Raw genomic sequence first — 13175 nt, forward strand, 5'->3', positions numbered from 1 at the left:
TTGCGCCGTTGTTTTGCTTCTGCAGCCAACGCCTACTCCATTATCTACAAAATAAAACTATGATGAAAAGATTGATTACTTCTGTTATCCTGCTGCTTTGCCTGCTCTCCACGGCGGTCCGGGCGCAGGACAAGGTCACCGTAAGCGGTTACGTAAAAGACGGCGCCACCGGCGAGGGGCTGATCGGGGCCTCGGTGAGCGTGCAGGAACTTCCGGGCACCGTCGTCGCCACCAACGAGTATGGCTTCTACTCCCTCACCTTGCCGAAGGGCCAATACACGTTACTATTTAATTACATCGGTTACGTTACCACCAGCAAAGCTCTTCAGCTTACCACCACTCAGAAGCTGGACGTGGCGTTGGGCCAAAGCGCTACCGCCCTGAAAGAGGTGGAAATTACCACGCGCAAGGAAGACAACAACGTGCGCTCGATGGAGATGAGCACCCTGAAAATGCAGGTATCGGAAATCAAGAATATGCCGGCGCTGCTGGGTGAGGTGGATGTGGTAAAAGCCATACAGATGATGCCGGGCGTGCAGACCGCCGGGGAAGGAACCAGCGGGTTCTACGTGCGCGGCGGCGGCGCCGACCAGAACCTGATCCTGCTCGACGAAGCCCCTGTTTACAATGCCTCGCACCTGATGGGTTTTTTCTCCGTGTTTAATGCAGATGCCATAAAGGATGTGCAGCTTTACAAAGGCGGCATTCCGGCACAGCACGGCAGCAGGCTTTCCTCACTGCTCGACATCCGCATGAAAGAGGGCAACAACCAGAAAATGGAAGTATCCGGCGGCATTGGAACCATCGCCAGCCGCCTTACCCTGGAGGCTCCCATCGTCAAAGACAAGAGCTCGTTTATACTTTCCGGTCGCCGCACCTATGCCGATGTGTTCTTTGGCCTAAGCAAGGACGAGCATATCAAAGACAACGATTTATACTTCTACGACCTCAATGCCAAGGTAAATTATACTTTGAATGAGAAGAACCGCCTGTTTGTGTCGGGTTACTTTGGCAGGGATGTGGCCGCAACCAACAGCTTTATGATGAACTGGGGCAACGCTACGGCCACCGTGCGCTGGAACCACCTCTTCTCAGACAGGCTTTTCTCCAACACCACGTTCATCTTCTCCGACTTCGATTATGCACTGGGCTCTACCCTGGAGGAGTCGGAGTTTACCTGGAAATCGCACATCAAGGACTACGGCATCAAGAACGACTATACTTTCTTTCTGAACCCGAAGAACCAGCTGCGCTTTGGCGTGCAGGTTACCTACCACAACTTTATGCCAGCCGAGGTTAAACCGGGCAAAACATCGTATGTAAACGAGCTGAAACTGAATGCTAACAGCGCGTTGGAGGGAGCCTTATATGTAAGCAACGAGCACCAGCTCACGGACCGCCTTACCGTAGATTACGGCCTGCGCTTCTCCAACTTCACCAACCTGGGCCCAGGCAAAGTATACCGCTACGACGAGCGCTTTGAGACACCGATCGACACGGTAAACTATGGCCGCTTCGAGAAGATAAAAAGCTACGGAGGGCTGGAGCCGCGCCTCGCTGCCAAGTATGACCTGAACGAGGTGAGCTCCATCAAGGCTTCCTACAACCGCACGCTGCAGTACCTGCACCAGGTTTCCAACTCCACTTCTGCCATGCCTTTTGATGTCTGGATTCCGAGCAACACCTATGTAAAGCCACAATTGGCAGACCAGGTTGTCGCGGGTTATTTCCGCAATTTTAACGACAACATGTTCGAGGGCTCGGTAGAGTTATACTACAAGTGGATGGACAATCAGATAGACTACAAAGACTACGCGGAGATCTTCCTGAACGAGCGGCTGGAGACAGAGCTTCTGACGGGCACCGGAGAGGCTTACGGAGCGGAGTTTTACCTGCGCAAGCAGAAAGGACAACTGACCGGATGGCTGAGCTACACTTTGTCGAAGACGGAGCGTACCGTGCCCGGCATTAACGAGGGCAACCCTTACCCGCTGCGCCACGACCGCCGCCACTCCGGTAACCTGGTGCTGGCCTACCAGTTCAGCCCAAGTATAAACTTCGGCGCCAACTGGACCTACAGCACCGGCGGCGCGATTACGATGCCGGTGGGCCGCTACGAATACAACGGCAAAACTTACCCGGTGTATTCTGAGCGCAATGGCTACCGCCTGCCGGCCTACCACCGCCTCGACCTGTCGGCCACTTATGAGAAGCCGCGCAACGAGTTTAAAAAGTATAGCGGCAGCTGGACGCTGAGCATCTACAATGCCTACGCCCGCAAAAACGCCTTTTCCATCTACTTCCGGGAAAGCGAAGACGACAGAACCAGAACCGAGGCCGTGAAAACGTACCTGTTCGGCCTCTTGCCGTCGCTTACTTACAACTTCAACTTTTAACCTGCCTTTTATACTATGAAAAAGATCGTTTTATACTTGACAGCTATGCTGGCCCTGGGCTTTAGCAGCTGCGAAGAAGTCATTGATTACGAGCTCAGGAGTGCGAACACCAAACTGGTGGTGGAGGGCCTGATCACCAACCAGCCCGGCCCGTATAACGTGCGCCTTTCCAACACCAAAGGCTACCTGGAAGCGGGCAGCACGCCGGGCGTGAACGGTGCCCTGGTGATCGTTTCTGATAACCACGGCCTTATCGATACGCTCCGGCAGGTGAGCGAAGGAGTATACCAGACCACAAAACTGCAGGGCACGTCTGGCTCAACTTACTACTTTAAAGCCATTGTCAACGGAAATGAATACACGGCCCAAAGCTTTATGCCTACGGTTTCTCCCCTCGACTCCCTGACATTTGAGTACCAGACAGCCATGGACGAGGAAGACGAAGGCTACCACCCGTTCATCCACTTCCGCGACCCATTGGGCAAAGGCAACTACTACCGCTGGAACATTTATGTGAACGATGTGCCGGAACCCGGCGAACTGGCCGTGTTGAATGATGAGCTTTACGATGGCAACTACGGCCACGCAGACATGGGCTTTGCCCTGAAAAAAGGTGACAAGCTAAAAGTGGAAATGTATGGCATTGATAAACCAGCCTATAAATTCTGGCTTGCCCTGGTGAACCAGCAAAACGCCAGCGGCGGCCCCTTTGAAAGCACCCCCGCCAATGCCCCGGGCAACATCAGCAACGGAGCCATGGGGTATTTCGGTGCCTCGGTTGTTTCGGTTATTGAAGGAGTGGTGGAGTAGATTTCAAAGAATAAAGTACCGGCGGTCCTCAACACACAGCAGCCTCGCCGGGTATGCGGAGAGGCTGCTGTGTGTTAAAGCTGGTAACTCAACCAATGTTATCATAATTTCAGCCGCACCTCCAGCTTGGGGTGCCGGCCATTGTTACTTTTTCTTGCTGCGGATAGCCCCATAGAGCACCGGGCTGAAATAGCGCAGATTCTCCAACACGCAAATCATGCTATAGAATTTGCCCGGGTCTATCACCTGCTCCTCAGCCATGGCGGCGATAATAGCATCCAGGGCATCCGTATAGTTGTCGTTAAATTCTTCTTCCGTCATTCTGATAAGTATACTTCCCTACAGATAACCCCCATCTGATACTTTTGATTTCATACACGCCCCTTGTGTGCTTGAATCAATTACAGGTCAATTATTTATCACCTCTTCAAGCGCCTAACGCAGCATCCCAGTCAATCCGGATCAAAAGTACCATAAACCCGGCTCAAAAATTTAAATTCCTTCCAGAAGGGATAAAAGACGCGGCAAAACACTACTATAAGAAGGATGGCTGCCTTCAAACAGCCACCTGTATTTTAATCAGGCTATAAGAGAGCCAGGGGAAAACAACTGACAGCCTGATTTGCCGGGAAGCCTGGCGCAACGTATAAAATTCACAGCAAAACCTATCAAAATTTAATGAACGACAAGTATACCATGAATCTTACTCAAACCACCGAACGCAGCAGGCGAACCCATCGCGGCGTGCGCAGGATGTTTCTACTCCTGTTCCTCTGCACCTTCACCACGCTTGCCTATGCGCAGACCATCACCTCCCCGGACAAGAACTTTACCATGAAGTTTGAGCTGACTGCCCAGGGAGAGCCGACTTACCAGCTGACCTACAAAAAGAAGCCGGTCATAAAGCAAAGCAAGCTGGGCCTGGCCACCCAGGACGTGCCTTCGTTTCTGGAGGGCTTTACTGTAACCGATACCAAGCAGGCAACCGTGAACGATACCTGGGAGCCGATTATGGGAGAGCAGAAAACCATCCGCAACCACTACAACGAGCTGCTGGTAACGCTGGCGCAGAAAGACCAGAAAGGCCGCCACATCCGCGTTCGCTTCCGTTTATTCAACGATGGCCTGGGCTTTCGCTACGAATTTCCGGAGCAGCCGGAATTGAACTACTTCATCATCGAGGAGGAGCACACGGAGTTTAACCTGACCGGCGACCACAAGATCTTTTGGATCAGGGGCGACTACGACACCAATGAGTATGCCTATACTACCTCGCAGATCTCAGAGATCCCGGCCCTGATCGAGAAGGCTACCCACGATGTGCACGCGCAGTTCCCAATCGACACGCTGTCAGTGCAAACGCCTTCCATGATGAAGACCGCTGATGGACTCTACATCAACATCCACGAGGCGGCCCTGATCGACTACCCGGCAATGCACCTGAACGTGGACCCGAAGAACTTCAAGTTCAGCTCGCACCTGACGCCAGACGCCGTCGGTAACAAAGGCTACGTGCAGACTGATGCCCACACGCCGTGGCGCACGATCGTGGTCAGTGATAAGGCCACGGACATCCTCGAGTCGCGGCTGATCCTGAACCTGAACGAGCCTACCAAGTATGAGGACGTGTCCTGGATTAAGCCTGTGAAGTACATTGGGGTGTGGTGGGAATACTTTGTGGCCGGCAAAAGCACCTGGGCCTACGGCACGGAGACAAACGTAAAGCTGAGCGATGACTTTACAAAGCTGACGCCCAATAACCGCCACGGCGCTAACACCGAAAACGTAAAGAGCCGCATTGACTTTGCCGCCAAGCACGGCTTCGACGCGGTGCTGGTGGAAGGCTGGAACATAGGCTGGGAAGACTGGTTTGGCAACTGGAAGGAGAACGTGTTCGATTTCGTGACCTCATACCCCGACTTTGACGAGAAGGAGCTTCAGCAATATGCCGCTGATAAGGGCGTAAAGTTAATGATGCACCACGAGACCTCCGGCTCTGCCACCAACTACGAGCGGCGCCTGCACGAGGCCTTCCAGTTTATGCAGGACCACGGCTACAACTCTGTAAAGACCGGCTATGTGGGCAAGATCATCCCGCGTGGCGAGCACCACGATGGCCAGTGGATGGTAAACCATTACATCTACGTGGCAGAAACGGCTGCCAAGTATAAGATCATGGTCAACAGTCACGAGGCGGTTCGCCCCACAGGTATCCACCGCACTTACCCGAACTGGATCGCGCAGGAATCCGCCCGCGGCACCGAGTTTGAGTCTATGGGCGGCCTTGCCCCGGACCACACCACCATTCTGCCTTTCACGCGCCTGATGGGCGGCCCGATGGACTATACTCCGGGTATCTTCCAGACGGACCTTTCCTACTACGGCACTGGCAGCAACCAGCGCGTGAACACCACGCTGGTGAAGCAGCTGGCCTACTATGTGACCATGTACAGCCCGCTGCAAATGGCCGCCGACTTGCCGGAGAACTATGAGCGCTTCCCGGATGCCTTCCAGTTCATCAAGGACGTGGCCCTGGACTGGGACGATACCTGGGTGCAGGAAGCCGAGCCAGGCGATTACGTAACTATCGCCCGTAAGGCAAAAGGCAAGAACGAGTGGTACATCGGCGGTGTTACCGACGAGAACTCCCGCACGGCCACCATCCGCTTCGATTACCTGCCAAAAGGCAAAGAGTACATCGCCACCATCTATGCCGATGCCAAGGACGCGAGCTGGAACAAGAACCCGCAAAAGTATGAGATCCGAAAGGTGCGGGTTAACTCCAAGAGCGTGCTAAAGCAGTACCTGGCACCAGGCGGCGGTGTAGCCATTAGCGTGAAGGAAGGCAGCAAGCAGGACCTGAAAGGCCTGAAGAAACTGTAAAAAGTATAAACACAAGTATAAAAAGGCGCGGTGCAGCAAAGCATCGCGCCTTTTTGGCTTTAGAAAGTATGGGCAGTAAGAGCGGTATTCTTTCTATTCATGTATGGGATCATCTCAACACTCCTTTTAAGGGGGATTATCCTACAAGTATAACTTCCCTATAAAGGAGACGCAAGGATAGCTGTAATAGCAAAAGTCTCAAGGCTGAACTCCCCCCTGCTTCAGTGCCTCCTGCACCTCGCGGTCGGTTATACTTCCCCAGTACCTTCGGTATTCCAGTTCATCGGTTGTGTGCGGGATGGGCTCTAGCTCGGGGGCCACCTGCTTCAGGGCTTTTTCCAGTGCTTCGTACGGCCTGTAGCCCACGATCATCACGCCTGCTGTGGCTCCTGTCAGGCGCATGGTAAACGTAGGGAAGCGGCTGATGTTGTGCAGGCGCACCCGCAGGAGATCTTCCTCAAAGGCCTTACGGGCTTCGCGGCCGCTCAGGTCGTCCTCAAACTTTTCGGTATCCAGTATTTCAGGGTGCTCCTGTGCCAGCTCCTTCCCTGTCTGCCGCAACACCTCCCACTCCGCAATGTTCTGCCCGTGCAGCATCACTGCCTCGCGCACTTTGCGCAGGTAGGTCTCCGCTGCCACCGGCGACTGCAGTTCCGCGGCCTTTACGGCAATACAGGCCGGGTACGAGGAGGAGGGCGGGTTATCAAACCATACTTTGTCTTTGATAGGCATACCCGAAGTATAGCGGGCCTCCATCCACAGCGGCCCCATCTGCAGCGGCCGGCTAATAGCATGCATGGGGTCGTTAAAGGAATCCCAGTTTGGAATAAGGCCTCCCATGCGGTAGCGCCACTTCAGGCTGCCCTGGTAGGCGTAGCGCAGGCGGCGCCACTGCGGCTCCAGGGCCCAGCTCCAGCAACAAAGAGGGTCGGTGTAGACCTCTATCTCCACCGACCCCGTTTTCGTTTGCTTTGTATCTTTTAGTTTGCTTTCTTTTTTTATCATTTGCTTCGAATACTACCCTTAGGCCATTCCGTTCTGAGGGTACTCACACCATTGGTTCATGCCACTAGGTACGGCTGCTTTTACTTTTTTGCTGCGTTCCTCGCTTAAAGCCTTGTTCATTTTCTCCACGGAGGCCTCCGTACGGTCGGTGCCGCGCAGCCCGTGGTCTAGCATACCGTTCGTCTCTACTACATGGCTGAATGGCTCCTCCACATACTGCCAGGTTTCTCCCAGGCTCGGGCTCTTTCCTTCGTTCCAGGGCCCTCGGGCATCACCTCCGCTCGACATGTTAAAGTATGAATTGCTATAGCGTGGGTCGCCCTGCAGCACGCCCGGCGGGAAGTTTGGCTGAATGGTCTCCAGCGCCGCCTCGAACATCTGGTAATGCGCCACCTCACGCGTCATCAGGAATCGGAGCGTCTCCTTCACGTAGGGGTCGTCCGTAAACTGCAGCAGGTATTCATACACGATCTTAGCCCTCGACTCAGCAGCAATGTTGGAGCGCAGGTCTACGGATGGGTCGCCGTTGGCATCTACATAAGAGCCGTTCCAGGGCACACCCTGGCTGTTGGTGAGGGTTGGGCCGCCGCCACTCAGCACGAAGAACTGCGGGTTCACCATGGCGTTATGGATAAAATCCTCCTTCCTGGCCTTGCCGTCGAGCAACTGCATGATCTCCGACTCCTCGGCTGCATTCTTCAGTTCGCCGTTGATCGGGCCAAGCAGCATCTGTATAGTAGCGCCAACGATCTCCAGGTGACTGAATTCCTCCGTGGCAATGTCCATCAGCAAATCATACTTTTCGGGGTGGGGCTGGCGCATGGCAAAAGCCTGCACAAAGTACTGCATGGCCGCCTTCAGTTCACCGTTGGCCCCACCAAACTGCTCGAGCAGCAGGCTGGCAAAAGCCGGGTCGGGCTTAGACACGCGGGCGTTAAACTGTAACTCCTTTACGTGATAAAACATCTGTCCTCCTTTCTTAAGTGAAAAATAGTTAAGGTTTCCACTAAGAAACGAGGCAATGCGGCGGCGGGTTTGCATAGAAGGCCGAGCCACCGACAGCAGCTGTGCAGGCAGGTAAAGGTCATGTAAGCAGCTGAAAGCTGCTCCCTTCTTCTTTTGACAGCTTCACTAAAAAATTATACTTCTATACTTCTGTAAAAAAGAAACCGTCTCCCCTGCGTGCAGGAGAGACGGCCTCGTAATTTTTAATACATTATACTTTAGTTGCGCGGCGGGTTGATCATGATGTGCGCGCCGTGGGTACCGGGGTGCATGATCCAGGGCATGGCCGGCGCATCCGGTTTCAGGGGCAGGCCGGTGCTTTCGGCGGTGGCGTACGGGATGTAGACCACATAGCGCAGGTAGCCGTCCTTTACCTCGCCGGTGGCCGCGTTAAAGCCTTCTGCAGGTGCCGAGTACACAAAAAGTGTGGTGGGCTGCCTGGGCATTTTCATTTTGCCGCTTTTGGCCTCCGCCTCCCTTGCCTTAAAGATCTCCTCAGAGCTTTTGCCGGCTTTTCTCAGTTCGCGGCCACGGGCCATAAACGGCTCCAGATCTTTGTGGTAGCAGGATACAGACAAACCTTCCTGCGCCGGATCGTCGGCCAGACAGATGAGCTCGTTGGTGCCTTTGCGCAGCAGCACGAACTTGCCGCTGGCATCGTAGCCATACACGGCGGCACCTTCGCGTTTATCGGCAGGTGCGGCTAGTACGGCAGCCTTGATCTGGGCATCAGCAGCAGGAGCTTTCTTAGTGGATTTGGTCTGCGCCTGCACTGCATAACTAAACAGGCCTAGCAATACCATTATGACGGTAATCTTCATATCATCCAGTGGTTTACGGGTAAGGATTATACAGATAGCCATACATCGTTGAAACCGACATAAGGCTAATTCTGCAAACGTACATCCTGACTTAAAGATAGGATTTTTGAAGTATAAATGCGCGGCAGCGCGCAGGAAGTATAAAATAGGTGCGAAAGTATACTTCCACGGAAAGGACAGACCTACTCCAATACGGCATTGAACAGGCTGATCTGCCTGCCGATGCTTTTTACTACCACCGGCACGTTGCTGATAGTATACACCGGCGTTTCCTCAAAGCGTGAGGCCACCACCACCTTGGTTCCGTCGGCGTGAAGCGTGAACAGGTCTTTTACCAGCTTGGGGCAGTTGTTATCTTTGGAGAGGTGCGAGAGCAGCACATGGCTCATAAAATCAGGCTTATATGCCGTGAACAAGCTAAGCGCCTGCCTGTTGGAAAGGTGGCCCCTGCCACCCCGGATGCGGTTTTTCAGGTAGTAGGGGTAATGGCCTTTCTCCAGCAGCCCCTCATCGTAATTGGCTTCCAGAAACACCGCGTGGCACTGCTGAAAATGTTCAATCACGTGGTCGCAGGGCGCACCGATGTCGGTAAACACCCCTACCTTCACCTCCTGGCAGGACACCACAAAGCTATGCGGGTCGCGGGCGTCGTGCAGCTTCGGGAACGCCTTTACTTCAATCCTGCCTACTTGCACCGTCTCGTGCGCCTCAAAATGCAGCACCTGCACGCCCGTAAAATCCAACCGGCAGTTGTAGAGCGTACCTGGGGAAATGTACACCGGCAGGTTATACTTGCGGGCCAGCACCGGAATTCCCTTGATGTGGTCGGAGTGCTCATGCGATACAAAAATTGCCTTCACCTTGCTCATCGAAAGGCTCAGGCGCCTCATGCGCTTCTCGGTCTCGCGGCAGGAAATGCCCGCATCCACCAGCACCGCCTCGCGGTCGTTGCCAATGTAATAGCAGTTGCCGTTGCTCCCCGAATTTAACGATGTGATCTGTAGCTTCATGAGTTTACAAAGTTCGTACATTTTCTACTGCCATTCAACCCGCGTTATCTAAAAGAAGTGCAACATCCACCTAAAAAATAAGGCAAGATGGGTTTAGAGGGTTAGAGGCGACAGAAAAGTAACGATAGCCAATAACTAACCTCCAATATCCAACAACTAAATTTCGCTTCTGTATCTTTGTATATCACAGATGAAGAAACTATGATCGACCTGACACTATATGACCCGTTCGAGAAAATGCAGTTTACCGACACCAACTGCTTTTTGTGCGGCACCATTATTACTAAGGAGCACCGTGCGCCGGTGTTTGGCGAGTGGCTGCAGCAAAAGTATAACCTGAAGGACAAGGAACTGCTGCTGCTCGACAAGAGCGTAACCACCTTCGGCCGGCTCAGTATCCCCTGCTGCGACCGCTGCCACACCCATTACCTGCTTCCCCTGGAGCATGAGGTGGAACAGGCGGCCGCTAAAGGCATGGCCGGCCTGCAGGCCATGCCGCCGCAGCGCCTATTCCAGTGGATCGGCAAGATGTACTACGGCACGCTGGTAACCGAACTGATAAAGGAGGCCGACCCGCTGGTAATGCCGGAGTATGCCGTGAGTGAAGATCCGAAGATGCTGGGCAAGTTCCGCTCTTTTTACCAGGTGCTGCAGTCGCTGCGCGTGCCGATGGAGTTTGACGGCTTCCTGCCTTGTTCGCTGTTTCTGCTGGAGGTAAGCCCCACCGAGGACGAACTTCCGTTTGAGTACCAGGACGAGCTGACGACCATGGCCTTCAGCATAAAGCTGGGCCCTGTGGCTATTGTATGTACCTTGCTCGATAACGGCATTATCCGGAAGGCGCTGGGCAGGTTGTACCAGGTGACGGAGGGACAGCAGCTGCACCCCATCCAGCTAGCTGAGTTTAAGGCGCGGGTTTTCTATGCTGCCTATATTTTCAACGTGGTGCCGGAGTATTTCATCCGCCCGCAAAAATCCGGCGACGACCACCTGGTGCTGGATACCCTGATCGATGACGTAACGAATGAGATCTTTAACCCCTGGGAGATGCCGGCTTACGCGCATATGCTGGAGGAGATGTGGAAACCGTGGAGCATCCGGGAACAGCAGATCCTGCAGAACCCCAGGCAACCGCTCAGCTTTTTGCTCGATGAGTATAACCAGTTTAAACCGATGGAGCGGTACGTGAAACAGGTATAAAATCTGGAGGAGAGTTTCTGCCCTACCTGAACAGAACTGATCTTTCTGAAAAAATTTAAGGAGAAGAGAGTCTTTACTTTGTATGGTGTAGGCTACAAAGTTGCCAACCTCCCAGAGATGAGTTCTAACTTTTCCAAACAAGTATGGAATTGAGAATCGGCAGGAGGAAGTATAACTAACCAGGAAGTATAGCTTTTTGAAAGCTAGCATACCAGGTATAAAAAACCAGCGGCGGCACCCATCAAGTATGAGTGCCGCCGCTGGTTTTAGTTTTACTTGCGATTACTCTATCACAAAGCTCACATCCACATTGGAGGTAATCACCACCTCACCGCCAGCAATCGTAGGGCCGCCGGCGCTGTCGTAGGCTGCTGATTCCATCATGGCCATTTTATACATAGGCCTTGGTCCGCCGTTGCTGCTGCTTTCGCTGATGGCATACACGCGGCCTAGCTTCGAGCCAAGCTCAGAAGTAAGCTGCGTAGCTTTTGCCTTCGCGTTGGCAACGGCTTTCTTGCGGGCCTCTGCTTTATACTTCTCTACGTCAGCGTCAGAAACCTGGAACTGCACCCCGTGCACATGGTTCACTCCCACGCCATACAAGCCAGAAAGTAGCTCATCAAACTTATCCAGCTTTTTCACGGTTACCGTCATACTTTTCTGGGCCATGTAAAAGTCCGGGGTGGTGCGGCCATACTCGCCGCTGTTGTAGATGGGCTGCAGTGTCACAAAAGAGGTTTGGATGTGCTTGGCATCCACGCCCTGCTTTTTAAGGTAGCTGATGATGGCGGCGGCTTTCTTGTCTGTTTCTTTTCTGGCCTCGTCCAGCGTCTTGCCGCGCGTCTCCACGCCCAGGTTCACCACCACCTCGTTTGGCTGCACCCGCACCTCGCCGGTACCGTTCACGCTGACCAATGGAGGCAGCACCTGCCCCTGCTGGGCCTGCACAGAAAGAGCCGAAACAAAAAACAGGCTCAGGAGCAACATCAGATTCATCTTCTTCATAGTAGTAGCTTTTGGTTTACGTTAGTTAAGCAAAAATATAGTGAATATCTATTATAGTGACCCAACGCAAACCATGTGCCATAAAGTACGGAGGCCAATAAAAAACCCTTAGCCGGGGGCCAAGGGTTTTGAAAATCCTTTTAAAAAAGATCAGTCTTCTTCGTAGGCGTACGCATCATCTCCGCTGCTGTAGCGGGCTACCAGAATAGCGCCAATGGTCAGCGCGCCTGTAGCCAGGATTAACTGGGTGGTGGTAAGGCGCCTGGTTGCTTTCACGATAATGTGGCCCAGGTCCTGCATCAGGTCAGGCAGCTTATCATGGCGTCCCTGAAACACGTGCATCGCCGATTCTACCGTCCTCGACATATCATGCGGCTGCAGCAGCTGCATCATGCTTCCCTCCTTCTTCTGCTCACCTTTCTGCTGGCTGCCACCACTGTTGCCGCCGTTATCGTTATTGCTATTGTTGTTCTTGTTTTGCGATGTATTGTTTTCCATAGTTTTCATGTGTTTATAGATTGCTATTCAACATATACGGAGCTTAGGTAAAAAGTATAATTTTATGCTAATGCTGCGGCCTTCCACCGTGCTGCACCATCAGCTCATCCATGCGCGCCTGCAGCGAATCTTCGTTCACCATCATACTTGCAGGGAAGCCCACTGTTAGGCTGTCCAGCCTCAGCGTTTCCGCTTCCGGGTTATAGTCGTAGCTACCCGACACACCTTTCTCGCTGAAGCTGCCGCTGTTGGACTGCAGTTTGATGCCATAGGTCTGCAGCTTGCTTTTCAGTTGGTCGAAAGCTTCAGGCTTGATGCCTTCGTATTGTAGGTTTTTAGCCATTCCTCAGTATTATTTCAGGTTTAAGAATAGATTCATACTAACGCAAGAAGGCATTATTGGTTAACATTTACCAGCGGCGGCGGAAAGGATGATTTTTTCATCTTGATAATCAACCACATCCTTTTTGCCCGGAAAAAGTTTTAACCAGCCCTATTGCGGATTAAGAAACACCCGCTATATTTGCACCACAATCAGACAG

12 protein-coding genes are annotated in these 13175 nt (G+C 53.1%); 4 read left to right on the forward strand and 8 right to left on the reverse strand.

Annotated features, from left to right (window positions below; all coding sequences use genetic code 11):
• The first annotated feature begins 59 nt into the window (after positions 1 to 59).
• Together OH144_RS08545 and OH144_RS08550 are read left to right on the forward strand one after the other, a co-directional pair.
• The gene (locus tag OH144_RS08545) at positions 60 to 2396 is read left to right on the forward strand and encodes a TonB-dependent receptor (protein ID WP_266205879.1); all 2337 of its coding nucleotides are present in this window, start codon (positions 60 to 62) and stop codon (positions 2394 to 2396) included.
• A 15-nt stretch (positions 2397 to 2411) separates the two neighbouring features.
• Positions 2412 to 3206 (forward strand): DUF4249 domain-containing protein, encoded by a 795-nt coding sequence (locus tag OH144_RS08550; RefSeq protein WP_266205880.1) that lies wholly within the window; start codon positions 2412 to 2414, stop codon positions 3204 to 3206.
• A gap of 144 nt (positions 3207 to 3350) precedes the next feature.
• Here OH144_RS08550 and OH144_RS08555 read toward each other — a convergent pair whose 3' ends face one another.
• The gene (locus OH144_RS08555) at positions 3351 to 3527 is read right to left on the reverse strand and encodes a hypothetical protein (protein WP_266205881.1); all 177 of its coding nucleotides are present in this window, start codon (positions 3525 to 3527) and stop codon (positions 3351 to 3353) included.
• Positions 3528 to 3902: 375 nt separating this feature from the next.
• On the opposite strand from OH144_RS08555, the gene OH144_RS08560 reads away from it, so the two are divergent.
• The gene (locus tag OH144_RS08560; protein WP_323134786.1) at positions 3903 to 6089 is read left to right on the forward strand and encodes a glycoside hydrolase family 97 protein; all 2187 of its coding nucleotides are present in this window, start codon (positions 3903 to 3905) and stop codon (positions 6087 to 6089) included.
• A 198-nt stretch (positions 6090 to 6287) separates the two neighbouring features.
• On the opposite strand, the gene OH144_RS08565 is transcribed toward OH144_RS08560, so the two are convergent.
• The 4 genes from OH144_RS08565 to OH144_RS08580 form a co-directional block, all read right to left on the reverse strand.
• Complete coding sequence (locus OH144_RS08565) at positions 6288 to 7094, reverse strand: DsbA family oxidoreductase (protein ID WP_266205882.1); 807 nt, start codon at positions 7092 to 7094, stop codon at positions 6288 to 6290.
• A gap of 18 nt (positions 7095 to 7112) precedes the next feature.
• Positions 7113 to 8060 carry a manganese catalase family protein gene (locus OH144_RS08570; protein ID WP_266205883.1) on the reverse strand — a complete coding sequence of 316 codons (948 nt, stop codon included), beginning with the start codon at positions 8058 to 8060 and terminating at the stop codon, positions 7113 to 7115.
• Positions 8061 to 8317: 257 nt separating this feature from the next.
• Positions 8318 to 8920, reverse strand: a complete 603-nt coding sequence (locus tag OH144_RS08575) for a hypothetical protein (RefSeq protein WP_266205884.1) — start codon at positions 8918 to 8920, stop codon at positions 8318 to 8320.
• 182 nt (positions 8921 to 9102) lie between these two features.
• On the reverse strand, positions 9103 to 9930 hold the full coding sequence (locus OH144_RS08580) for an MBL fold metallo-hydrolase (protein ID WP_266205885.1): 828 nt from the start codon (positions 9928 to 9930) through the stop codon (positions 9103 to 9105).
• Positions 9931 to 10131: 201 nt separating this feature from the next.
• On the opposite strand from OH144_RS08580, the gene OH144_RS08585 reads away from it, so the two are divergent.
• Positions 10132 to 11130, forward strand: a complete 999-nt coding sequence (locus tag OH144_RS08585; RefSeq protein WP_266205886.1) for a hypothetical protein — start codon at positions 10132 to 10134, stop codon at positions 11128 to 11130.
• 282 nt (positions 11131 to 11412) lie between these two features.
• Here OH144_RS08585 and OH144_RS08590 read toward each other — a convergent pair whose 3' ends face one another.
• From OH144_RS08590 to OH144_RS08600, 3 genes are all read right to left on the reverse strand, one after another.
• Complete coding sequence (locus OH144_RS08590; protein ID WP_266205887.1) at positions 11413 to 12135, reverse strand: SIMPL domain-containing protein; 723 nt, start codon at positions 12133 to 12135, stop codon at positions 11413 to 11415.
• Positions 12136 to 12285: 150 nt separating this feature from the next.
• Positions 12286 to 12633 (reverse strand): hypothetical protein, encoded by a 348-nt coding sequence (locus tag OH144_RS08595; protein ID WP_266205888.1) that lies wholly within the window; start codon positions 12631 to 12633, stop codon positions 12286 to 12288.
• Between the two features lie 67 nt (positions 12634 to 12700).
• The gene (locus OH144_RS08600) at positions 12701 to 12976 is read right to left on the reverse strand and encodes a hypothetical protein (RefSeq protein WP_266205889.1); all 276 of its coding nucleotides are present in this window, start codon (positions 12974 to 12976) and stop codon (positions 12701 to 12703) included.
• Positions 12977 to 13175 lie beyond the last annotated feature (199 nt).

The organism is Pontibacter kalidii, from assembly GCF_026278245.1.
Classification (GTDB): Bacteria; Bacteroidota; Bacteroidia; order Cytophagales; family Hymenobacteraceae; genus Pontibacter; species Pontibacter kalidii.

Coding starts and splice junctions, on each gene's coding strand:
- OH144_RS08545 (WP_266205879.1), top strand. CDS start 60: ATGATGAAAAGATTGATTACTTCTGTTATCCTGCTGCTTTGCCTGCTC.
- OH144_RS08550 (WP_266205880.1), top strand. CDS start 2,412: ATGAAAAAGATCGTTTTATACTTGACAGCTATGCTGGCCCTGGGCTTT.
- OH144_RS08555 (WP_266205881.1), bottom strand. CDS start 3,527: ATGACGGAAGAAGAATTTAACGACAACTATACGGATGCCCTGGATGCT.
- OH144_RS08560 (WP_323134786.1), top strand. CDS start 3,903: ATGAATCTTACTCAAACCACCGAACGCAGCAGGCGAACCCATCGCGGC.
- OH144_RS08565 (WP_266205882.1), bottom strand. CDS start 7,094: ATGATAAAAAAAGAAAGCAAACTAAAAGATACAAAGCAAACGAAAACG.
- OH144_RS08570 (WP_266205883.1), bottom strand. CDS start 8,060: ATGTTTTATCACGTAAAGGAGTTACAGTTTAACGCCCGCGTGTCTAAG.
- OH144_RS08575 (WP_266205884.1), bottom strand. CDS start 8,920: ATGAAGATTACCGTCATAATGGTATTGCTAGGCCTGTTTAGTTATGCA.
- OH144_RS08580 (WP_266205885.1), bottom strand. CDS start 9,930: ATGAAGCTACAGATCACATCGTTAAATTCGGGGAGCAACGGCAACTGC.
- OH144_RS08585 (WP_266205886.1), top strand. CDS start 10,132: ATGATCGACCTGACACTATATGACCCGTTCGAGAAAATGCAGTTTACC.
- OH144_RS08590 (WP_266205887.1), bottom strand. CDS start 12,135: ATGAAGAAGATGAATCTGATGTTGCTCCTGAGCCTGTTTTTTGTTTCG.
- OH144_RS08595 (WP_266205888.1), bottom strand. CDS start 12,633: ATGGAAAACAATACATCGCAAAACAAGAACAACAATAGCAATAACGAT.
- OH144_RS08600 (WP_266205889.1), bottom strand. CDS start 12,976: ATGGCTAAAAACCTACAATACGAAGGCATCAAGCCTGAAGCTTTCGAC.